The sequence below is a fragment of the Paenibacillus sp. FSL P4-0338 genome (genome assembly GCF_038002365.1).
Lineage (GTDB): Bacteria > Bacillota > Bacilli > Paenibacillales > Paenibacillaceae > Paenibacillus_AQ.
Genome location: NZ_JBBOCG010000001.1, coordinates 885,289 through 907,893, shown reverse-complemented (window position 1 = coordinate 907,893; position 22,605 = coordinate 885,289). Strand labels below are relative to the sequence as shown.

Annotated in this window: 24 protein-coding genes; 4 read left to right on the top strand and 20 right to left on the bottom strand. The window is 52.1% G+C overall.

Going from position 1 to position 22,605, the window contains the following annotated elements; all coding sequences use genetic code 11:
- Window positions 1–30: 30 nt before the first annotated feature.
- From MKZ07_RS03835 to MKZ07_RS03775, 13 genes are all read right to left on the bottom strand, one after another.
- Window positions 31–2,061, bottom strand: a complete 2,031-nt coding sequence (locus tag MKZ07_RS03835) for a Na+/H+ antiporter (protein ID WP_036695053.1) — start codon at window positions 2,059–2,061, stop codon at window positions 31–33.
- A 181-nt stretch (window positions 2,062–2,242) separates the two neighbouring features.
- Window positions 2,243–3,109, bottom strand: a complete 867-nt coding sequence (locus tag MKZ07_RS03830; RefSeq protein ID WP_341024589.1) for a VOC family protein — start codon at window positions 3,107–3,109, stop codon at window positions 2,243–2,245.
- Window positions 3,110–3,346: 237 nt separating this feature from the next.
- Window positions 3,347–4,009, bottom strand: a complete 663-nt coding sequence (locus tag MKZ07_RS03825; protein WP_076154642.1) for a DUF4085 family protein — start codon at window positions 4,007–4,009, stop codon at window positions 3,347–3,349.
- A 30-nt stretch (window positions 4,010–4,039) separates the two neighbouring features.
- Complete coding sequence (locus MKZ07_RS03820; protein ID WP_036695056.1) at window positions 4,040–4,435, bottom strand: hypothetical protein; 396 nt, start codon at window positions 4,433–4,435, stop codon at window positions 4,040–4,042.
- 29 nt (window positions 4,436–4,464) lie between these two features.
- Complete coding sequence (locus MKZ07_RS03815) at window positions 4,465–5,013, bottom strand: GNAT family N-acetyltransferase (protein ID WP_036695057.1); 549 nt, start codon at window positions 5,011–5,013, stop codon at window positions 4,465–4,467.
- A 390-nt stretch (window positions 5,014–5,403) separates the two neighbouring features.
- The gene (locus tag MKZ07_RS03810) at window positions 5,404–5,826 is read right to left on the bottom strand and encodes an Rrf2 family transcriptional regulator (protein WP_036695058.1); all 423 of its coding nucleotides are present in this window, start codon (window positions 5,824–5,826) and stop codon (window positions 5,404–5,406) included.
- Between the two features lie 107 nt (window positions 5,827–5,933).
- Entirely contained in the window at window positions 5,934–6,293 is a 360-nt protein-coding gene (locus MKZ07_RS03805; RefSeq protein WP_051493478.1) for a carboxymuconolactone decarboxylase family protein, read from the bottom strand.
- A gap of 81 nt (window positions 6,294–6,374) precedes the next feature.
- Complete coding sequence (map, locus tag MKZ07_RS03800) at window positions 6,375–7,121, bottom strand: type I methionyl aminopeptidase (protein WP_036695059.1); 747 nt, start codon at window positions 7,119–7,121, stop codon at window positions 6,375–6,377.
- An 80-nt stretch (window positions 7,122–7,201) separates the two neighbouring features.
- Window positions 7,202–7,363 carry a hypothetical protein gene (locus MKZ07_RS03795; RefSeq protein ID WP_156949628.1) on the bottom strand — a complete coding sequence of 54 codons (162 nt, stop codon included), beginning with the start codon at window positions 7,361–7,363 and terminating at the stop codon, window positions 7,202–7,204.
- A gap of 88 nt (window positions 7,364–7,451) precedes the next feature.
- Window positions 7,452–7,751, bottom strand: a complete 300-nt coding sequence (locus MKZ07_RS03790; RefSeq protein WP_036695060.1) for a hypothetical protein — start codon at window positions 7,749–7,751, stop codon at window positions 7,452–7,454.
- A 310-nt stretch (window positions 7,752–8,061) separates the two neighbouring features.
- A complete protein-coding gene (locus MKZ07_RS03785; RefSeq protein WP_036695061.1) occupies window positions 8,062–8,691 on the bottom strand; it encodes an SGNH/GDSL hydrolase family protein in 630 nt (209 codons plus the stop codon).
- Between the two features lie 165 nt (window positions 8,692–8,856).
- Window positions 8,857–10,035 carry an NAD(P)/FAD-dependent oxidoreductase gene (locus MKZ07_RS03780; protein WP_036695062.1) on the bottom strand — a complete coding sequence of 393 codons (1,179 nt, stop codon included), beginning with the start codon at window positions 10,033–10,035 and terminating at the stop codon, window positions 8,857–8,859.
- A gap of 31 nt (window positions 10,036–10,066) precedes the next feature.
- Complete coding sequence (locus tag MKZ07_RS03775) at window positions 10,067–10,504, bottom strand: DUF1641 domain-containing protein (protein WP_036695063.1); 438 nt, start codon at window positions 10,502–10,504, stop codon at window positions 10,067–10,069.
- A gap of 324 nt (window positions 10,505–10,828) precedes the next feature.
- Here MKZ07_RS03775 and MKZ07_RS03770 point away from each other — a divergent pair, with 324 nt between their 5' ends.
- On the top strand, window positions 10,829–11,446 hold the full coding sequence (locus MKZ07_RS03770; protein WP_036695064.1) for a nitroreductase family protein: 618 nt from the start codon (window positions 10,829–10,831) through the stop codon (window positions 11,444–11,446).
- Window positions 11,447–11,518: 72 nt separating this feature from the next.
- Here the strand turns inward: MKZ07_RS03770 and MKZ07_RS03765 are convergent, their stop codons facing one another.
- The 7 genes from MKZ07_RS03765 to MKZ07_RS03735 form a co-directional block, all read right to left on the bottom strand.
- A complete protein-coding gene (locus MKZ07_RS03765; protein ID WP_036695065.1) occupies window positions 11,519–12,190 on the bottom strand; it encodes a hypothetical protein in 672 nt (223 codons plus the stop codon).
- Between the two features lie 606 nt (window positions 12,191–12,796).
- Window positions 12,797–16,174: a X2-like carbohydrate binding domain-containing protein gene (locus tag MKZ07_RS03760; RefSeq protein ID WP_341024580.1), complete on the bottom strand. Its 3,378-nt coding sequence runs from the start codon at window positions 16,172–16,174 to the stop codon at window positions 12,797–12,799.
- A 201-nt stretch (window positions 16,175–16,375) separates the two neighbouring features.
- Window positions 16,376–16,603, bottom strand: a complete 228-nt coding sequence (locus tag MKZ07_RS03755; RefSeq protein WP_036695067.1) for a bacteriocin immunity protein — start codon at window positions 16,601–16,603, stop codon at window positions 16,376–16,378.
- A 50-nt stretch (window positions 16,604–16,653) separates the two neighbouring features.
- Complete coding sequence (locus MKZ07_RS03750; RefSeq protein ID WP_341024576.1) at window positions 16,654–16,920, bottom strand: hypothetical protein; 267 nt, start codon at window positions 16,918–16,920, stop codon at window positions 16,654–16,656.
- 434 nt (window positions 16,921–17,354) lie between these two features.
- Complete coding sequence (locus tag MKZ07_RS03745) at window positions 17,355–18,014, bottom strand: DUF1775 domain-containing protein (protein WP_051493483.1); 660 nt, start codon at window positions 18,012–18,014, stop codon at window positions 17,355–17,357.
- A 29-nt stretch (window positions 18,015–18,043) separates the two neighbouring features.
- Entirely contained in the window at window positions 18,044–18,709 is a 666-nt protein-coding gene (locus MKZ07_RS03740) for a response regulator (protein WP_036695068.1), read from the bottom strand.
- Complete coding sequence (locus tag MKZ07_RS03735) at window positions 18,678–19,550, bottom strand: sensor histidine kinase (protein WP_341024572.1); 873 nt, start codon at window positions 19,548–19,550, stop codon at window positions 18,678–18,680. Before MKZ07_RS03735 ends, MKZ07_RS03740 begins: the two co-directional genes overlap by 32 nt.
- A gap of 241 nt (window positions 19,551–19,791) precedes the next feature.
- Here MKZ07_RS03735 and MKZ07_RS03730 point away from each other — a divergent pair, with 241 nt between their 5' ends.
- The 3 genes from MKZ07_RS03730 to MKZ07_RS03720 all read left to right on the top strand — a co-directional run bounded on the left by MKZ07_RS03730 (window position 19,792) and on the right by MKZ07_RS03720 (window position 22,577).
- Window positions 19,792–20,487, top strand: coding sequence for a response regulator transcription factor (locus MKZ07_RS03730; RefSeq protein WP_341024570.1), 696 nt, complete (start codon window positions 19,792–19,794; stop codon window positions 20,485–20,487).
- Window positions 20,480–21,577, top strand: a complete 1,098-nt coding sequence (locus MKZ07_RS03725; protein WP_341024567.1) for a HAMP domain-containing sensor histidine kinase — start codon at window positions 20,480–20,482, stop codon at window positions 21,575–21,577. Before MKZ07_RS03730 ends, MKZ07_RS03725 begins: the two co-directional genes overlap by 8 nt.
- Before the next feature lie 142 nt (window positions 21,578–21,719).
- Complete coding sequence (locus MKZ07_RS03720) at window positions 21,720–22,577, top strand: D-Ala-D-Ala carboxypeptidase VanY (RefSeq protein WP_036695073.1); 858 nt, start codon at window positions 21,720–21,722, stop codon at window positions 22,575–22,577.
- Window positions 22,578–22,605: the final 28 nt, after the last annotated feature.

Below are 22,605 nucleotides of genomic sequence, written 5' to 3'. Positions count from 1 at the left end.
ACGGCAATGCCGTTTCCACTTGATCTGATCTTAATCCTCCCAGATGGAGGTTTCGAGCTGATCCACGAACCGCCGCAGCCTGCCGGCAATCTTAAGATTAATCGCCCCGTTCTGGTACATCTCCTGCACGGTATTCCGCTGCTCCTGAATTGCCTGCAGCTTCAGCTCCAGCTTGTCATCATCCAGTACGCCGTCATTACTCCAGCCTTCCCCCTGCACCAGCTTGGATTCCAGCCGTTCGTACTTGTCGATGACCTTCTGTGAGGCGAGCCGGTTCTCGTCACTCATTCCTGCACTAACGGCCGATACAGCCGCCTTGCACATCGCAATCTTCGCCGTCCGCGCACTTTCGGCATTCTGCAGGGCGAGCTGTCCTCCTTCTCCGCTGAACTTACCTGAGAACAGACCAGAGAACAGGCGCTGAATTTCTGTAACAGAGAATTTAATCTGTGTATTCAGGCGTTTGCACAGCAGAGACTCCGTATGGTCCAGCAGCTCCTCCATCTTCACGGCAACAGGCTCCGGTAGTGCCCCGTTCTCCATAATCCGCCGCAGCTCTGTGCGTTCGGCTTCGAGCGCGCTCTTGCGTGCCTCGACTCCCAGACGGAGGAACTGCTCATGGGCCGGGTCATGATCCGGTCTTGCAGCACACAGCCTATCAACCTTATCTGTGAATTCCAGCAGTACAGGCTGTGTTGAACGCTCCGGGCTCTCTGAGACCAGGCTTCGCAGCATCGACATCCCGGCGTCAATGACCACATTTCTAGCCGTCAGCTCCGCATTCCCGTGCACTACTCCGACGTTCTGAACTATAGTCTCTTCACTGTCCGCAAGCAGCGGAAGGAAGATACTGGCGATGACCAGCGACATCAGAATCACACCTGCTGCCAGCGCAATAATGAGATCCCGCTCTGGAAAAGGTGTCACCCCGTCCCCAAGCACCAGCGGAATGGAGAAGGCACCCGCAAGGGTTACCGCTCCACGCACCCCTGAGATCGACGTAATAATCTGTGACTTGAGCGGAGCCTTCTCTGCCTTCAGCCGCTTGCTCTCCCATAAGGAGTACCCATAGACCCACAGAAACCGCAGCACAATCAGCAGCGCCGTGATCGCCAGAACATAGCCGGCCACCATGAAGTTATTCAGCGTCTGATCCCGGTAAATAACCTCAATCACATCCGGAACGGACACACCGAGAATCAGGAAGACCAGTCCGTTCAGCACCAGCAGCAGCACTGACCAGGTACTGGCAGATACCAGCTGAAGCTTATATTGCGGAGAGACTGCCCGGTCCTTCTCAATGGCGTACATAACTCCCCCTGCCACCACGGCCAGGATACCCGAGACCCCGATCTCCTCGCTGATCAGATAAATAATGAACGGGGTAAGGATCTGCAGCAGGACATGAATGGTCACATCCTCCATGCCGAATCTGCGGATGAACACGCTGAGCCGGATCAGCAGGAACGACAGCACTGCACCAAGCAGCAGTCCCCCTGCGGCAATCAGCACAAAGCTGAGCGAGGCCTTAGGCAGAGAGAACACGCCGGTAACCATGGCTGCAATCGCAAATTTAAAGGCGACCAGGCCGGAGGCATCGTTCATCAGCGATTCTCCTTCGAGAATCCGGTGGATGCTTTTGGGAAGATGAACCCTTCCAGCCAGCGCACTCACCGCTACCGCATCGGTAGGAGACAGAATAGCCGCCAGTGCGAAGGAGGCCGCCAGCGGAATCGAGGGAATCATCCAGTTAATCGCATAGCCCGCTACAAATACCGTAACAAACACAAGTCCCAGTGCCAGCAGCAGAATCGGTGCCCTAAGGTTCCACAGCTCACCGCGCGGTGTCCGCCGCCCGTCATTGAAGAGCAGCGGAGCGATGAATAATACAAAAAACAGCTCAGGCTCGAAGTGCATATGTATTCCCGTCGGAATGAGTGCAGCAATGATTCCAAGTCCTATCTGAATCAGGGGAACCGGGACAAACGGAATGAAGCGGTTCAAGATATTCGATACGGCGATTAATCCAAGCATTAACAGCACAGCCAGAAAAGTCTCCAAGCCCATCATCTCCCCGTCTGATAATCAATTATAATATTGCAATGACCCGGCTAACGTCAACAAACGGAAGGCACCGCGGAAATTACAATTCTCCGCCCGTACCTTCCGTTGCCTTATCATTCACGGCTTCCGCCGCTGGTCTAGCAGTAGATAGTAATTCGATGCTGTCTGTCCTGTTATTTTAGCGTTTCACTAGCAGCTGTATGCCTATATTCCACGGGTCCCTTAGAGTGACGATACCGCCCTCTTCTTCCACACGGTACCCGGCACGCTTCACACGATCAGCGACTTCATGCACATCCTGAATGTCCGGGAGCAGCAGTGTAAAATAATCAATGCCCGCCGCATTCGCAGGAGCCGCAGGAGCCCCCTTGCCAGCCCAGGTATTCAGTCCCATATGATGATGATAGCCTCCAGCCGAGATGAACATAGCCGCATCGCCGTAATGAGCGGTCACTGTGAATCCAAGCGCATCCACGTAGAATTTCTTGGCCTCTGCCAGATCGCCCACATGGAAGTGAACATGGCCCATTACAGTACCGGCAGGTAGCCCGGTCCAGCTCAGTCCTTCCGAGGCAGCGAGCAGACCATCCACATCCACCGGATCTGTAGTCATGACCACATTGCCTGTTGCTTCATACTTCCAGGTGTCACGGGGCCGGTCGCGGTACAGCTCGATGCCGTTATGATCAGGGTCCTCAATGTACAAGGCTTCGCTGACCAGGTGATCCCCCTGGCCCACCGATATCCCCGAGTCGATCAGATTGCGCAGCACCAGTCCCAGAGAGGGCCGGTCCGGCAGTAGAATCGCAAAATGGTACAGTCCGGCCACCGAGTTCCGGCGCAGCACCTGAGCCTGTTCAATCTCCCGCAGAACCAGCAGCACCCGCCGGCCGTCTGCCGTCAGCTCTGCCGTGCGCCCTTGCTGCCGCAGAATCTTCAGTCCGATCACATTCTGATAAAAGCTGAGCGAGCGCTCCAAATTACTTACACGGATCTGTACAAGTCCAATTTCCAGTGCTTGCGGTAATATAGCTGTTGCTGTCATAGGAATCCCTCCTGAAATGAATATATGCTAATTCAAATACAATCTCCGGTGCATAATAACGGTTAGTGTTAACTGTTACTATCATCTCCATGCAAAGGTAAATTCAATTTCCGTTACACACTAACTTACTTAATATTAGTAGCATTCTATATGTTTGTCAATTACTTTTACAATACAGATCATGTCCAACAAAAAAGCCCAGCCAACAGGCCAGACTCCGAAGCAGTCATTCCGTTATTAAGGTTCACCAAAGATCTCTATCGATACATCCTGTGCAGTAATTATTAGTTCACTTGGCGGGGAATCCATCAGAACTCGTAGCTCGAACCCCTGCTCCGCGGCATAGATCTCGTCATACAGCCAATATTTCTTCTCAAGCGGTTCCGTCAAGTGCAGTCCGCTCACACCGCTGAACGTTAGCTTAATCTCACACTGGTAATGCATCGCCCCGCCGCAGTCCAGAATTATCTCAAGCACACCTTCTGCGGGCATGGCATAGGAGATTACTCTGGCATCATGCAGACTCTTCTCGGCTAATTGTACGGCGCCCTCCGGGAGTTCATTCTTAATGGTTTCGTACCCTTTCCGGTATTCCCTGAAAAGCGCTTGCAACCGTTCATCATATTCCCTGCCCCACTGCAAGGCCCGTTCCTTGAACTCAGACGCAGGATAGGTGGAATTTATCGTTCCGTCATGTATCGAGGCGTGGAAGTACCCGGGAAGATATTTCAGCAGATCTTTTTTCATATATTCCAGAAAATCCTTGGCCCGCTCCTCATAGCTGATCCCTTCCGCCACATGCCAGGCCACATCCTCCACCCAATCCTGCTCCGTCTCCGGGAAGACCATGAACCCGCGCACCTGCATTTCTTCATACCAGGGTATCGTGAAAAATTTCATTCTGCCGCTTCCTCCACTCTGTTGCGATCCTTAATTCCCGGCCAGCTTCTCCCCCATGTATACCCTGTGCTCCTGCGAAGCAGCCAGAACCCAGACGGTTAACTGCTGCTTATTGAACAGGAACTCATTATCTACCTTGAGATATGGGAGCTTCATCCCCTCGAAGGGTCCGTCATTGCGCAACATTGCATTCTCCGCCTTCATAATGTTCTTCACCTGATCTTCACTCAGACGCAGGAACTGTGCAGTCTCTGCAAGTGTCAATAACGGATGTTCCTCAGCTTGAGTTCCGCTCTGCGCTCCGGCAGGTGTCAGCAGCTGCATCTCATAACCCGCCCTAATCCGATCACCGATTACGAAGCTGCTGGCAACCAGACACAGGCCCAGAATCAGAGCAGCTCCAAGAATGGTATATTGATTCTTCATGTACAGTATCTCCTTATATGTATGTTAGATTAATTCGCAGCCTTATACGTAAGGAGCCAACAGTCTCTCCATTCTCCTTCATGTAGTTCATGCTCCGGTAAAAGCTTGCTGCGGATAAACCCGTTTTTCTCGTAGACTCTAAGTGCCCGGTGATTCCAGCACTGCGGGTCCATGACAATCAGGTCTGCCTGCTCCGCTTCAATCAGATGCTTCACCATCCCGCCTACTAATAAGGAACCAATGCCCTGGTTCCAGCTCTGCGGCTCACCGATGAATTGATCCATACCGTAGACTTTTCCCATATACTCTGCGTAACCGTACTCTATTAGCTCTTCCCTTCCGACAGGATAGAACTGGATATAGCCTATGTCCCTGCCTTTGAACTGCACAATTGCCCGATGAATCTCCTCTTCCTCATGAATATAAAAAGTCGTCTGCACCAGCTCCTGATCATGCGGAAGGTCACGGCCCCCGTAATACTCCAGCACCTCCGGGTCCGAGAGCCACCTTACGAGCAGCGGCGCATCTTGCTGTTCCAGCCTGCGGACACTGAGGTCCCCGTTCTGAAAAAGAATCATTATGAGATCACTCCTTATATTCCTGTAGTCCTATCACATATGTGTCAGTCTAAACGATAGAAATTGCCGTGTAAAGTTAATACCAAGCCAGCAGCTCATCAATCAAAAAAGTGGCCCCGCCGGTAACCGGCAGGGCCAAAGTCTATTGTAAGGGGGTCATGGGTCTACTATACTGAGCGAAGCTTAAGGCCAGATGAAAAACACATAAAGGTTTAATGAAAATGAATGAATATATCTGGCAGCAAAAAGAAAGACCCTGCCGAGGCACGGCGGGGTCTTCCACAAATGGTTCCACTGGGGGGTGGAGAACTTCACTATACTCCCCGAACCTTAAAAAAACATAAAACGGGGCTGAAGGTTTCCTTAAATTTACTTGCATCAGAACCAGTCTCAAGCCACAGGAATCTGATGTACAATCTGGTCCAGGGTGACCTCCTGCAGCACATTCTCCATCGCCTTCTGGGCAAGAGAGAACACTGGAACAATAGCGCCTGCAATGTTCTTGCCTACCGGACACTCCGGGTTCGGATGCTCATGGACAGAGAACAGGGAGTCCTCTTCCACCGCATTCACCGCTTTGTAAATCTGCAGCAGCGTAATATCAGCTGCACTGCGGGCAAGCTTCGCTCCAGCCACACCGGGACGTACCTCCACAAGTCCTGCCTTATTAAGCATACCCGTTAGGCGGCGAATCACTACGGGGTTCGTATTCACGCTGCCGGCGATCCACTCGGAGGTGCTTTTGCCGTCTTTGTTGCTGTCGATTAAGGTTAGAATATGAATAGCCACCGCAAACCGCGTGCTAATGTTCATAACAATCACTCCTTCACACTGGCCGGAAAACTTCCGCCAGATGCAACTATAATAGTTACATTTCGAGCAATTGTCAATCCCGCGGGGAGTTTGCAGACAACAGAACACTATTCACTGTCATAAGCCTGCAATGCCACCGGCAGGGCCTGAATCACCACATTGCCTACCGCGGGAAGAGGCAGCAGCACTGCGCTGATAATCTCGTCACGGGTTGCGCCGAGCGCTTTGGCATGCTTGACATGGAAGGGAAGCCCGCTCTCCAGCCTAACCGCCGCGAGTACGGAAATATAGGCAATCTCCTCGGTTTTGGCATCCAGACTGCTTGCGGCATCCAGTTTCTTCACAATTTCGCCAAGGGCCTTCTGCTGCTCCGGCGCTTCCTTCATAAATGTCATAAAGGCATGACTGACTTGCGGTACATTATCCACTTTAATGAACCCTCCGATTTTGGAAAAAGATTCTTGCATCCCATATCATAACATCATCTTTAGTATGAGGGTTTCTTGCGTAATGCATACATTACAACTGTTAAATATTCCTATATATCTTCACGCACTGGTTAGAATAATCGGCTTGCCCTTGGTGACCACAATGGTATGCTCAAACTGGGCCACACGGCTGTTGTCGGCAACGCTGAGCGTCCAGCCATCCGGCTGCTGCTCTACAAAATCAGTGCCTGTGGACAGAAACGGCTCGATGGTAATGACCTGGCCTTCTTTGAGCACTGTTGTCACACGCGGATTATAGAAGGGCAGAATCTCAAACGGCTTCTCATGCAACGCTTTGCCGATGCCGTGGCTGCACAGGTTACGCACTACTTTATAGCCGCGCTTCCGTGCTTCCGACTCCATAACCCGGCCGATCTCGTTAACCTTCATACCCGCCCGGAGATGATTAATCACGCTCATCATAGTCTCTTCCGTACTCCGGCAGAGGTGAACCAGCTTCTCATTATAAGGAGGCAGCTGAAACGATACCCCGGCATCGCCAAAATAACCGTTCAGCTCGGCAGAGACATCAATATTGATCAGATCTCCGGCCTGAATGACGCGTTGTCCCGGAATTCCATGCGCCACCTCTTCATTCACACTGATACAGGTCGTTCCAGGGAAGTTGTAGGTTACCTTTGGAGCAGATTTTGCGCCAAAATGGTTCAGAATCTTCGCACCCACTTCATCCAGCTCCGCAGTCGTCATTCCGGGAACTACACTTTTCTTCATCTCCGCGATGGTGTGGCCTACCACTGCACCCGCCGCTTTCAGTCCTTGCATATCCTGGAGCGTCTCGCTCGTCATTCTATCCACTATCCTCTCGTATTCGAAAGCTCCCCGATTCTTCATCCTGTGCAGCCCGGCACCTAATGGTTCCAGCGTCTCTACTTGGCAGCCTCCTGAAAAGCAGATCCATCCCAGCGATAGGTTGTCTCCACCTGCTTCCCAAGCGAATTAATATATTGCTTCAGCTTGAATACTGAACCGTGGCCCGAACCATATTGGCCTATTGTAAAGTCGGGATTGCCGTCCCCGTTGTAATCCACGAACTGAATCTGGAACAGATCGCCGAACCGCAGCTCTCCGGTGAAATGCCGGCTCAGCGCAAACGTTCCGATGGCCTCGCCCTGTTCATCAGTAAGAAGCAGCCGGAATTGCCCGCTCCAGCTCCGCCCTGCCAGAGGAGAAGGAACAGACCAGTCCTCCTCCGTTGAAGATCAGCTTGTGCAGCTTGTCGGCATTACTGGCGGATACGGTATACCCCGTCCCGCTGCGCTCAGCAGACAGCAGAAGTCCGCTGTTCCCTTCCTCCCGGCCCAGACCCAGAATGTAATCTTCTGTATAGCCGTCATCGTAGACCAGCTTCATGCGGAAATCTGCATCATAATCCAGTTCGCCGGCAATACGCTTGCTTGAATTCACGGCCGCAGCCATCGTCTGGATGAACTCCTCATCACTGAATCTCTTGGATTCAAAAGGAGCCCTCTCTGTAATAGAACAACCAGAAGGGCAGGCAGAATCAGCAGCAACCGCCTAATGGGTTCCACCTCCAAATCTTATGTATCTTCTAAGTATAACAGTCTTACTACGCAGAGTGAAATGAACGCCTCCTTCCTGCCGTTCAGCAGCAAGGCGTCTGTCAGGCAGACGTCAAAAAACCGGCCCCCGCAGACGCTGGAACCGGTGAGTACGGTGATCTCAATAGGCAATAATTGCGCGGCTCAATCTCCCGCTGAACTCCACTTTAGCTTATTGCACCTACGGCCTTCATCCAGGCATCGGCGATTAAGGCATGTCCCGCAGGCGAAGGGTGCACGCCATCCGCCGCCCAGTAGGCAGGTTCAGCCTTGACGGATGCCGCTGCGAACAGACCATCCAACGGCACGAGTACAGCGCCGTATTCACGGGCCAGCTCACGAACTACGTGAATTTTGGGGTCCAAGTCCTGACGCCAGCCCTTGCGGTCTACCGGCACCGGCAATACGAACGGCTCTACCAGCACCAGCTTGGCATCCAGATGCTGCTTGGTCCGTTCAATCAGATCACGGTAGGACGACTCGAATTCAGCCGCTGTAGTCTCCTGCCCGGAATCATACCACCGCCAGGTATCATTTATTCCAATATAAATAGATACCCAGGTTGGCTTCAGCCCAAGACAATCCCTCTCCCAGCGCTCCTGCAGGTCGACCGCCCGGTTGCCGCTGACTCCGCGGTTCAGGAACGTAAGATTCTTCTCTGCATACTGAAGGCCAAGCCGGGCGCCCGCCATCAGCGCGTAACCTACACCCAGCGAAGAGGCATCGGCGTAATTGCGTCCACAATCCGTGATGCTATCCCCCTGGAACAGGATGATATCGTTCTTTTGAAATGGCATGCCTGAAATCCTCCTATGAAAATATCTGTATTATGTAAACATGATCATTATAGCAAATAGATTTTCCTGCGGACACGTTTTAATTGAAAATTATTCCTTATTTTAAATCAGAAAACCCCCTAAGACTGCCATATGACAGCCCTAGGGGGATCTTAGGATAAGAGATTAATAGGCCAGACTGAACAAGCCATGGATATGAGTCAAGTAACGGATATTGCTGGCTTCCTTCATCAGTGTAGCCGGCAGCCCCTTCAGCGGAGTGGAGTTACCGCCGACAATGGCTACCCCGTCTTTGCGTCCTAGGCTGGCGAGTGTGCCGGAATTGACCGGGCTGAAGGCTTCCTGCGGTTTATCATTAAGATGAGCGAACAGATTGTAGCCGATCAGCTCACCCATCTGCCAGGCGATCTGTGCCGTCGGCGGATAAGGACGGCCATCCGGTGCAAAGACAACAGCGCTGTCTCCGGCTACAAATACATTAGGGTGCGAAGTGGACTGCAGGAACTCATTCACCGTGGCCCGGCCGCGGTTGACTTCAAGACCAGATTCGCCAACCAGCGGATTGCCCTGTACCCCGCCGGTCCAGACGAAGGTGTTCGCCACAATCTGCTGCCCATCCTTCAGATCAATCGTATTGTCGGCCACCTTCGTAACCGGAAGACCGGTCAGGAACTGCACCCCGCGCTTCTCCAGACTGGCTGTAGCGCGCTCAATCAGATGATCCGGCAGGACGGGGAGAATCTTCGGACCCGCTTCAACGAGCAGAAGCTTGATCTCAGCAGGATTCACTCCATATTGCTTCGTCAGCTTGGGCAGAATGTCGGCGATTTCGCCTACCAGCTCTACCCCGGTCAATCCGCCGCCTCCGATCAGAATCGTAGCATCTGCTGCGTTGCGGGTTTTGGAATAGTCACGAATCCGGTCTTCAATATGCCGGCGAATCCGGAGCGCATCTGCTGCTGATTTCAGCACCATGCTGTACTCTTCAAGTCCCGGAATACCAAAGTATGCTGTCGTGCTGCCCAGACCGACAACGAGAGCATCATAAGTCAGCATGACGCCGTCCGAGAGAATAATCTGCTTGTTCTCTGCGGAGAACGAATTGACCTTGGCGATTTTCAGATCAATATCTTTACCGGCGAACAGCTTCGCCAGCGGCATGGCAACCGCCTGTTCAGACGCACTGCCCGCTGCAAGCCGGTGCAATTCCGTAATAATCTGGTGAGTCGGATACTGATTGACTACCGTAATTTTGGCTTCCGCTTTGCTCATATATTTACGAACGGTTAAGGCACTTAGCAAGCCGCCGTAGCCTGCACCTAGAATCACTATATGTTTTGACATGATCATTCCTCCATCATTAAGTATTACGGGCTTATTTGCCCGATTGACGTTCACCGCTGACCTGTAGATAAGCATTCATGAACCGGAGAGCCTTCTGCACCTGCGGGTCCTTGATCATCTTCATCATGCCGAACAGGCTGATGGTTTCACTGCTTGCATCCGCGCGGTCTTTCGCTTCAATGACAGTAGCCGCCAGATTCTTGGCAGTGCCCACCACAGGACCCGCCATTTCCTTGATCGCACCGACTGTATCATTCTTAAGTACTTCATCCGTGGCAACCGACTGCACAAAATCTAGTGACTTGGACAATACACTGACCATTTGTGTGATCTGCGGCAACTGCTCGACCAGTGCCATCAGAGATTGCTGAACCTCCGGCTTCAAAAGCTCTTTCAGCACATCCTCTTTGGGAAGGGCAGCTTCTGGTATTTCTTGTTCAGGAAGGTTTTGGGTAACGGTTTCTGACATATCGAAGTCTCCTTTTACAAATCGTATTCTTGCATAATGACATCCAAGTGAAACTATGTGACTATTATAACACTCTATTTGTTATTATTGTCACAATCTTTTTGTCTTTTCAACCTATTTTTGTGATTATTATCACTTCCTTATCGATTTTATCGAACTCAGTTATTTAATCAGGTTAAATTTACAAATTATTATGTATTTGCTCATTGACGTATGCAAAGAGTCGTGATATCTTAAGCAAGTAACTTAATGTAAGTTTATTAATTAATATTAGCAATTAATTTTAACTAAGCAGCATACATAATTAGATGGAGGTAATGATTTATGAGTACTTTTTCCGAATTGGTGCAATCCCGCAGATCGGCTAATAATTTCGTGGAAGGTGTTACCATCCCGCAGAGTGAGCTCGAAGAGATGTTCTCCCTGGCCCGTTTGGCTCCCTCAGCTTATAATCTTCAGCACGCCCATTACAAGGTGATCAGCGATGACAGCGTGAAGGAAGCCATCCGCAAGGACGCGTATGGTCAATACAAGATCCACACCGCATCGGCTGTTATTGTGGTACTGGGTGACAAGAATGCCTATCTGCAGGCTCCTGAAATCTATAGCGGGCTTAAGCTGCTGGGAGCGATGAGCGAGGATGCTTACGAGCAAACCATTCAATCCATCAACGATGCTTATACCGGGAATGATGCGTTCCAGCGGGATGAAGCGATCCGCAATGCTTCTCTGTCGGCGATGCAATTCATGCTGATTGCCAAGGATAAGGGCTGGGATACCTGCCCGATGATCGGCTTCGATCCGGAGGCAGTGAAGGCTACACTCGGTCTCGGCGACCATATGGTTCCGGTGATGCTGATTACGATCGGCAAGGATAACCAGCACAAGATCAGACCGCGCGGCTACCGCAAGCCGGTTAATGAGTTTGTTGAATTTATCTAATAAAAAGGGTCTTCCGGCTAATCTGCCGAAAGACCCTTATCTATATCATCCTGACGTATTCCTAATCCGTACTCACCGCGCATACTGCAAAATCGCCACAGCCGCACGCTCTTGCCGCTCCACATCCGTGCTGTATAGAGCCGCCTTCAGGATAGCTAGCGCCTGCGCTACTGTAGCTTCATCCACCTGAACGCAGCAGGCCCCGGCGGCACTCCCGCCATCCCCTGCCTGATTCCCCAGCCACAGATCGATTCGGGCTGTCGGCAGCACTCCTGAATAAGCAGTTATTCTGCTGTCAGAAGCAAGCAGCTCTGCTGCAGCCAGATTAACCGCAGCAAAAGGCAGACTCTTCAGCCAGGTGACACCGCGCCGGTGGGCTGTACTATCCTCAGTGCCGCTGTGCCGGGTATCATAGAAGTAATCGCCAAGGTCCCCGAGATACACCCACTCTTCATCGGCGATCAGCACATAATCCCCATCCTGCATCGCATTGACGAAGATATCCAGGGTATGGGTTGCGCCCTCCAGCTCCTGCCCGTGATAGCCTGCGGCAGCCAGCTTGCTGCTGATCTCTTCTCTGCTATGCTGCTCCAGATCACCCGTACCGGGATAACCCGCACATATATAATTATCCTCCAAAAAGGATTTCAGCAGCCCGCTGCCGAGTTCCTCAAGCTTCACTCCATACAAGCTCATTTCCGTATCCTTTCCCTCCAGGCAAAGCTGCCGGAGTCTACGCAGCATTGAAACCATCCTTTTCATTATACAGTAAAGGCAGTGGGATTTGAATTCAGCAGATTCTAAGGAAAACGTAGAATAACAGCGCTTACAATACCTTTTCCCAATTAGAAAGTGCAAATTTAAAAATTTCGGCTTTTTACTATTCTCCGTTCGGACGGTATAATTCAGGTATCAGCTCAAGGAAACAGACACTGCAGGAAGAACGTTAGCCAGGACAGAATCTCCGGCAGCTAATCTTAAGCAGCGCTCCACCTTGTGACTGAGACTATATCTTTGATCCTGACATTCCCGCCTTAAGTGAGTCCCTACACGAAACGGTATGAGCTTCTTAAAGCTCACTGGCTTCACAATCCCATCCTATCGTGGTAAGCGGATCAGTTGAGATCAGTTTGAATGTGCAGGATAGGCAAATATACTGCCGCCTCGGACCATTTCTACCCGGCTGAGAACAAAGGATAGGATAAGGAGTCTGAGACTAACATGGGTATAGTGGTAACAATATAAACCTCTATTGTTGATGTACTGATCAACGATAGAGGTTTATATGTGTTCAATGCCCTAGACTAAAAACTGGCAGCCCATGCAATTGTGCATGGGCTGCCGTTCATTCTACAAAGGCTCAATCCCCCATACCAGACTGCCGGAGATGTAAGCCGGCAGCTTGGCCCAATCCGCAGGAGCTGTGCCCGCTGGATTGAAGGAATAATCGCCGGTCTGGGAGTAATTGCTCCAATCTGCCTTGGAGGCCCGCATCTGAATATCGATACTGGCTCCCGGAGCAAGCGAGCCTGCTGCTGCTGTGAAGCCCAGCTCCAGGTAATGGTCCGCGCCGCTCAAGGCTGCTGGCAGCTTCACGAACGTCCCTGTCACATTGGCGCTCCCTACCTGGGACCAGTCACAGAAGAAATTCTGGGCCTGCTCGCCATCACTGGTGTAATAATATCTGAGCTTCACATCAGCGAGGGAGACCGCAGCAGTACCGGTATTCACAAGCTTGATCCGCGGGCAGAGGGCATTGACAGCATTAACGGTGCTGCTATTGAACATCTGGACCTTCAGACCGCCGTCCACCGGCGTTGTCGTATCTGTCACCATGACCGCCAGGCTCTGCGGTGCGCCTGCACTGAACTGGAAGCTCAGCGTGGTTGTTCCCACAGCCTGTGCTGCCAGATAGGCCTTGCGGATCGTTACAACCGATCCGCTCACTGTATAATCCGTTCCGGCGGTTAATACTGCCGGGCCGTTTTTAATAGAAGTTAAAGTATTCCCGTTCAAGGTCATCGCTATTTCGATGTCGCTCTGATTGCCCGTCTTCTTGTCGAAGCTGGCAGTGACTGGTGTGAGGGTTGAATCATTAGCCGTTGATGTCGTATCTGCCACCGTAACCGTTAAGGTCTTCGCAGCTCCGGCACTGAAATGGAAGGTTAGGGTTGTTGCTCCGATGGGCTGTGCTGCCAGATAAGCCTTATGAATCGTTACCGTTGAACCGCTGACTGTATAATCCGTGCCAGCAGTTAGTGCAGTTGCTCCATTGGTTATGGAATCCAGAGTATTTCCGTTCAGGGTCATTGCCACTTCAACGTCGCTCTGATTCCCCGTCTTCTTATCGAAGCTGGCAGTGACCGGCGTAATGACGGAGCCTGCTGCCGGAGGGTTCACCGGATCAGCATATAAAGTCCCGCGGCCATTGGTTCCGAGATAGACACGGCCATAGACGCGCGGATCTCCGGTAATCGCCATATTAATTCTGGCATACTGATGATTATCATCATTAATCCGCACCCAGCTGGCTCCGGCGTCATCCGAACGGAAGACTCCTCTAACACCATCAATCTGGGCTACCGTATAGAGTGCCATGTAATTCTCACCCGGCGCAGCCTTACCGAACCCGATCAGGTCCGCTTCCTCCACATTGCTCAGCTTCGTGAAGCTGGCACCTGAGTTGGTAGAATGCCATATGCCATACTTATCCTGCGGATGTCCTCCGGCAAACCAGATATCTCCTTCAACGCCTGGCATTGCCTTAAGACTGACCTGTGCCTGGCTGGGCTGCAGGCCGTTCACGTTATTGGCAGGCAAGCCGGTGGCTGCCGTAGCAGTGAAGGTAGCTCCACTATCCGTGCTGACATAGAGCTTGCCCTCATAGAAGCCATAGAATTTATTCGGATTCACCCGGTCCGAGGCAATCTTCGCTCCGGCAGGTACGCCGCTGCTTGCGGTCCAGGCATTGCCGCCGGTCTTGGAATAATAGACCCCGATGTCTGACGTACTCCATAAAAGCGCATTGCCGCTCGCAGATACAGCTACCTGGCCTTGCCCAACCGTGGTTGTCCCTCCGTTCGAGGGCTCAGCGTTCGGCATATACCAGTTCTTGCCGTTGTCATTCGAAATCCCGATCGACTTACTGTTCGGATATTTCTCTTTGTCCACACCGCCGACACGGACAACATAGGCCGGGTCCAGCTCCGCATAATCGATACTGTTCGTGCTGGCCCAGGAAGGGCTGGTCTGGAACTTGACGGGTGCCGCTGTCAGATCCTCATACCGGAAGCCGGACACATCGCCAAGCGCGGTAATCAGGTGGGCACCCGCCGGCGGGCTGATCAGCCCGAGCACTGCGGTCTCTTCTACCCCTTTGGCCATCACGGATATCTTGACCTTGCCGCCGGTGTCCCAGGCTCCGAGGTTATTCGTACCGTAGATCGTAGCACCCGTGCCGTACATCATCCGGTCCGAGTTGAACGGGTCAATCTCAAGGTCCCCCATCATCCAGCCCATCTTCGGTGCAGGATCAAGCGAGCTCGAAGTCAGCCCAAGATTGAGCCACGGCGCCGCTGTGATATCCATCTCGAACTTGTAGTTGCGCTCCGGATAGAAGCCCCAATCCCAGATCCGGCTCCAGGTCTCTCCGCCATCCTTACTGCGGAAGATCACCTCGTCCGGCCACCAGGCATTGAGGCTGGCGACCATAAGCGTATTCGGATGCTGGGCATCCAGCGCAAGTCCCCCGAAGCCGTAGAAGTTGTCAGCTCCGGTTGACGGGCTGATGTTTTTCCAGACGCCACTGGTTGTGTTATATTTCCAGACTTCACCCTTGCGTCCGTCATACGGCCCGACCCCGTCACTGTAGGTAAGGTACAGATCGCCGGTTGCCGACAGCTCCCCATGATGCGGAAGCAGGCCTACCGGCTGACCCGGCAGCGCTGACCAGGTTGCACCTCCATCTGTGCTGCGGAACACACTTTTGGCGGTATCCGCGACGCCGACATAGATGGTCTGGGTAGCTTGTCCGGCAGAGCCCGTACTTTTATCAAAAGTAATCCAGGACAAGCCCACGATATCACTCTGATACTCATTCGCCGGATTCTGGACATACGTCCCTACGTTAGTGAAGGAGGTAACCTTAGACCAGGTCACGCCTGAGTCCACACTCTTCCACAGACCGTTCCCGCTACGCGCCCCGAAGAACAGAATGCTGTTCTTATTCGGGTCAATCACCAGCCGTTCCCCGGCTGAACGTCCAGGCATATTACCGCCAACCTTGAAGGGAAGCGCCGTAGACTGCCAGGTATCCCCACGGTCGCTGGAACGCATAATTTGACCATTGCCATCCCAGGAATTCGTGTACGTCCCGGTTGCCATATACACCTTATCCGGATCAACCGGATCGGTAGCCAGCGCGTCTACGCCGTTCTTGTTCCAGTCCACCCAGCCGACCGAGTCATTCAGCGGAATCCAGCTACCGTCCGCCTCATTCCAGCGGTAAGCCCCGCCAATATCCGTCCGCGCATAGATCAGATTCGGTTCCGTCTGGTTGAAAATAATCCCCGGCACAAAACCGCCGCCCGCACCGGTAACCACACTGTTCCAGCTGTAGTCTTCACTGGCTGCGGCATGGGTTACAGCGGGAGCAACGTTAAACAAAGAGCCTGACATCGCTGTCAGTAGGACGAGTATTCCTAGTCTACGGATACGTTTTCGACTCATGATCCTTACCTCCCCAAGCATACTTTGGTAACGCTTCCATTATAGAGCGGATTTCGCCCATGCTGTGAGAGAAAACGGTTGATTCTGCGGGAATTTTGTCAGCAATTAGCGCACCATTTTCACACTTGACGAAATTGGGGATTTAAGTGTTCCATATTATGAAAAAACCTCACGATCAGCAATCGCAAGGCAGTTCTAGTGCTAGTTCTCTATTGGGGGCGGCAGCACAATCGGCTGATAACCCAGCGCAGCATCTACAATCTCCTCCGGTGTCAGCTCCGGCTCATTCCAGAAAATCAGATCACTCACGCCGGGATGAGCTACATTGCTCGCTACGACCTCCAGCCACTCATCCAGCTCGGCCTCTGTTCCTTCGGCGTTCACAATTTTGGTTACGAATGCGATTAGTTGTTGTCGGGATAGGGACATTTTTGGGGGGCTCCTTTATGGTAGAATTTTAAGTAATAAACCTAACTGAATTAGCGGCTTAGAATATCTCCAACATATACGGAGCATTCCTGAACCAGTGCATGTAGCATACCCGCTTCTGTACAACGCTTTTCTAACAACGGATTCTCCCAATCGTAAGCTCTAATTACATATACCGCGAACTCATTTCTATACCAACCAACATCAAGAGTATATTTCCCTTCGAAATAACTGACTTGAAATATATCCTCTTGATCCAAGTCCCTCGTTTCATTAAAAGTAATTATACCCGGCGAAAAATCAATGTCATCAAACATAAATGTATCCTCCTAATGCGCCTAGATTCAAGCTTAACTTAAGGCAAATCTTCTTCAGTATTAGACCCCAGTATATGTAATTATAATAAAAGTTGCTGAAATTGGTATATAGTTAGCTCCTCTATCCAATCACAAGTGCTCGCATTCTAGTGCAACAGATCATAGTCCGGGTCATGGCAGTACTCATACAAAGGACAAAATAATCCTAACGGATGAAAGATTACCTTTGCTCCAACACAACGTATACTGTTTTTCACATACATTCAGGCCGTGAGCCTGCTTGCGAGTACAATGTATACTGTTTTTCACATACATTCAGTCCAACACACCTTCTCCACAGCAGCAAGAAACTATAGTTTCCTATATAAAAACAAACAACCCCGCAGCAGAATTCACATCTGCTGCGGGGTTCTCTCTATACTAGTCACTCCAGCCTACTCCTGCTTCCCCCGAAGCAGAGCTATCGCTGCCAGCAGGAAGGAGACCAGGGAGATGCCGAGGGTAATGTAGAGCATCGGCGAGGTACCGGTGCTGGCGCCTTCCTTCTCCACAATGGCCTGATGCTCGTCCATGGTCATGGTGCCGTTGCCGGACATATCTGCGGCACCGTGGCCGTGACCGCCATCGGCGCTGCCGGAGGCTTCAGCGATGGCGGTGATGGAATGCGGGGATTCCGAACCGGGTTCGCCGGACCATTGCACGAGGCTGCCATCGGCATAGTGCTGGTAGGCATCCCAGGCGATATTGCCTGCGGAGTCGGGGTTCTTGGCTGTGAAGTAGAAGCGCTGGAACTGTCCAGCCTGAATGCCGCCGTCCTTGGCAATCCAGCTCACTTTATTCCCGTCCACGGTTACCTCCCACCCGGGAGTGGCTTCGTATTGCTTGAATTCCGCGCCTGCCGGAATCCGCAGATCCACCTGGACGGTGGGGCTTTCTTTCTCAGATGGTACCTTCAGGGTATATGTCTCCCAGGCCCCCGTGCTGGACTCTGCTGGACTAACGGTTACGTGGGCGCTCGCCACGGCGGCGAACAACAGTAATGCGGCGGCTGCCGGTGCGGCCAGTGCTGCTATTTTGCGAAATATTCTATTCAATGGAATCTCCCCTTCTCTCTTGTGTATGTCTATCTCTTCCCCGGAAAATCCCGCTCCCGCGAAGCCAGCCCCTGCTCCAGGGCGTATCTGGTGAGCTGTGTGCGGTTCTGAAGCTGAAGCTTCTGCAGGATGTTCTTCAGGTGATTCTTGACCGTATGCTCTGAAATCCCGAGGGTGGCGGCAATCTCCTTATTGGTGGACCCGGAGGATACACAGCCCAGTATCTCCTTCTCCCGCGCCGTTAATGCCTCCCGCTCCTCCTTGACGGAGGTGAGCGCGAACTCCTTCAGAATCTGGAACGCCAACTCCCGGCTAAGCGGCACCTCTTCGCTTACAATCGCCAGCAGATATTCGATCCAGGTAGACGGGGCCAGGTTCTTCAGGAGGTACCCCTGCGCCCCCTGCTTAAGCGCCTCGAACAGATAAGAGATCTCATCCGACACGGTGACGATGACAATCCGGACATACGGATATTCCAGCTTAATGCGCCGCGTGGTCTCCAGACCATCCATTCCCGGCATCTCGATATCGATCAGAATGAGATCCGGCATCCATTGCCCGGTCCAGACGATCGCCTCCGCTCCGCTGGCCACCGCACCAATCACTTCAAACCGTTCATCCAGCGCCAGTATCTCGCTCATTGCCTCGCGGGCATGTGCATGGTCATCGACGATTAGTACCCGGCAGCGTTCCATCCTGCGCACCCCCTTTTACAATTGCTACAGTTGTTCCTTCCGCTCCTGAGTGAAGTTGAAGCGCCCAACCCATACTGCGGGACCGTTCCCTCATAATCTGCAGGCCATAGCTGCCGCTCACCGCAAAAGGATCATCATGCTCAATTCCCGCGCCGTCATCTGCAATGGTTACACGCCAGCCGTGCTCATTTCCTTGGCCCGATACGGACACCCTGCCCGCACGTGTGTGCTTACGCACGTTGATAATCGCTTCACGTATGCAGGACAACAGCTCTGCCTGTTCGGCCGGTATCAGTGCCTGCTCTTCCAGATGCCAGTCCAGGGATACCTCGATCATAACTTCTCCGGCTATGGCTGCCAGCTGCTCATGGATAGAACGCTCCAGTGAGAAGCTCTCCGCGCCGCTCACCGGCACCTTCAGATTGGCAATAGCCTGCCGTACATAACGGTTAACCTCGTGAACGGTCTTCTTGATCTGATCCACACTGTCCGCGCTGATCCCGCCGTCCTTGCGGTTATGCTCCAGCCGGTCTATCCGCACGGAGAGAAGGAACAGGGACTGGGCCATTCCGTCATGCAGCTCTTTGGCCAGCGCCTCCCGTGCTTCCATCGCTCCGGTGGCCGCCCGCTCCTGCTCCAGCTCCCGCTGATTGCGCTCCATGAGGCGAAAGAGCGGCAGCAGCAGCATAATACTGAAGAGAAATACCAATACAGGTGTTAAGAAGTTGCCCGTGTCCATAGAGACGTATGGCATCAGGAACTGATGTCTCACCCATTCCCAGATACCGACCATAACCGTGGGAATCAGCAGGATAAGCACTTTAATTCGGGTATACGTCACAGTTCCCTCCCTAATTTCTGTTCGTTATTTTACCATTTCCGGTTGATCCCCGGCATGACTCTTTAGGGCTATGCCCGTCCGCATATGTTACAGAATTAAGTATTTAAAAGTTAATCCATTCCTTTCATAGCTCCCATCGTCCTATCATAACAGTTAGCGAAACCATATCCGATAGGGTACACTAGGAATGACATGCAATCAAGTATACATTCATTCTGACACTATTAGGAGAGATAATGAAATGAAACGGATTACGATTCTAATCGCCGACGATGATCCCGAGATTGCCGATCTGATCGGACTGCATTTGGAAAAAGAAGGCTACCACCCCATAAAGGTTACAAACGGACCGGCGGCGGTGCAGGTCATCCAGTCCAGGCATATCGACCTGGCGATTCTGGATATTATGATGCCCGGGCTGGACGGGTATGAGGTGACCCGGCAGATCCGGGAGCAGCATGGGCTGCCGATTATTTTTGTGAGTGCGAAGACTTCGGATCTGGATAAAATCACCGGGCTTGTCATCGGCGCCGACGATTATATGACCAAGCCCTTCAATCCCATGGAGCTGGTCGCCAGAGTGAACGCACAGCTCAGACGTTCCATGAAGCTGAACCAGCCGGTTACCGAGCAGAAGGCCGTGGTGGAAGCTGGGGGACTGATCGTCGATCCAGACCGTCGTTCCGTGACCTTGTACGGACAGCCCGTGGAGCTGACGCCGAAGGAATTCGATATCCTGTATTTGCTCGCCAGCTACCCGAAGAAAGTATTCAGCGCCGAGCAGCTTTTTCAGCAAATCTGGGGTGAGGCTTATTATGAAGGCGGGAACACCGTGATGGTCCATATCCGCACCCTGCGCAAAAAACTGGGCGATGACCAGAGTAAAAATACATGGATCAAAACGATCTGGGGAGTAGGGTACACGTTCAATGGCTAAACTTGTCCGCAGCTTCCGTTTTAAAATGATATCCCTGCTGGTACTCAGCATGCTCTGCTCCGGCGTTATAACCTTTGTACTCTACAAAAGCCTGCAAATGTATTATACCTCTCAGGTGAAGTATGAAGACAAGCTGACCCGCTTCCGTTACCTAATTGCCGATTTCGGCGACCTGAATTTCTTCCTGATCTTCTTCATTCCGCTGGCGCTGCTGTTCTTCTTCCTGTTCACCAAGCCGTATGCCCGCTATTTCAAAGAAATCTCGCACCATATCCGCCTGCTGGCCAACGGGGATTTCAAAAGCCGGATTCAAATTCATTCGAACGATGAGTTCGAGGATATCGCCGCTGATCTTAACCAGGCCAAAGACAAACTTGAAGAAGCAGTGGAACGCGGAGACTTCGCTGAGAACAGCAAGGACAAGCTGGTGCTGAATCTGGCTCATGATCTGCGGACTCCGCTGACCTCTGTACTCGGCTACCTGGATCTGGTGCTGAAGGACGGGGAGTTAACCGCCGAACAAGCCAGACATTACACCACGATTGCCTACACCAAATCACAGCGGCTGGAAAAGCTGATCGACGAGCTGTTCGAGATTACCCGGATGAACTACGGCATGCTTACCGTGGAGCAGCGCCCCCTTGATCTGAGCGAGCTGCTGGTCCAGCTGAACGAGGAATTGTATCCTCTGCTGGAGAACAACGGGCTGAGCGCCCGCACCCAGGTCACTCCGCAGCTCAAAATCACCGGAGACGGTGAACTGCTGGCCCGGGTGTTCGAGAACCTGCTGACCAATGCGGTGCGTTACGGCAAAGACGGCCGTTATGTCGATGTCCACTGCTACCCGGAGGGTGAGACCATCGTGGTCCAGGTCATGAACTACGGGGATATGATCCCGGCGGAGGACCTGCCTTTTCTGTTCGATATGTTCTATACGGGCGACCGGGCACGGACCCATCAGGAGAGCAGCACCGGGCTGGGCCTGTTCATTGCCAAAAATATCGTCGAGCAGCATCAGGGGACGATCTCCGTACAGAGTGACACGATCCGCACGCTCTTCGAGGTCCGTCTGCCGGGTGTGATCGAGTAGCCTGCTCTGTCTATAGCCGCTGTGTTGCCGTCCTTTTAGAGGGACGGTTTTTTTGCATTTTAAGAAAAACTTTATCTTTTCCCCACTTCTATTTAAACACGCTCCTCTATGCTTAAGTCATTGAAACAAGGAGGACGAGAACATGAAGAAATGGTTAGTGGTAATTGTGATTGCCCTGCTGATCGGTTATGAGTGGATGTCCAGGGATCAAGAGGATGCCACGGCAGACCTGAATATTAAGACAATACGAGTCTCTGCAGATAATGGCTCGAAGACTCTGACCGTGATCCCGAAGGGCCAGATCTATCAGGGGAACCTGCTGCTGGTCAACAAGGATTATCCCGTTCAGCCCTCGGGGGTCAGCGCAGATATTGTAAGGCTTACCGACTATGAGGAGCTGACTTCCGGCTACCTGCTGCTGGATCACAAAACGCTGCTCTCGAGGCAAGTGGCAGAGAAATTCACCAAGATGGTACATGCCGCAGCCGGGGATGACATCAACAGCTTCCTGATCAGCAGCGGTTACCGGGACAATGAGAAGCAGAAGCAGTTATATGAGGAAAAAGGAGCAGATTATGCTCTTCCGCCCGGATACAGCGAGCATAACCTGGGCTTGTCGCTTGACATCGGCTCCTCCCAAATGGCCATGAGCCGCGCCCCTGAAGGACAATGGCTGCGGGAGCATGCATGGGATTACGGCTTTATTCTGCGCTATCCTGAGGATAAAACAGATATCACCGGCATCAAGTATGAGCCCTGGCATTTCAGATATGTAGGACTTCCGCACAGTGTGATTATGCGCGACAAGAACTTCACGCTGGAAGAATATCTTGAATTCCTTAAGGGGAAGAAGTCGATTGCCACTACCGTTAACGGAGTCGAATATCAGATTTCCTATATCGAAATTAACGGGAACACTCCTGTTCCCACCCCTGACGCCCAGCATATTGAGTTCTCCGGCGATAACATGAACGGTGTGATTATGACGGTCTATCCTTAATGACTAAGCCATATAACATTACAATCTA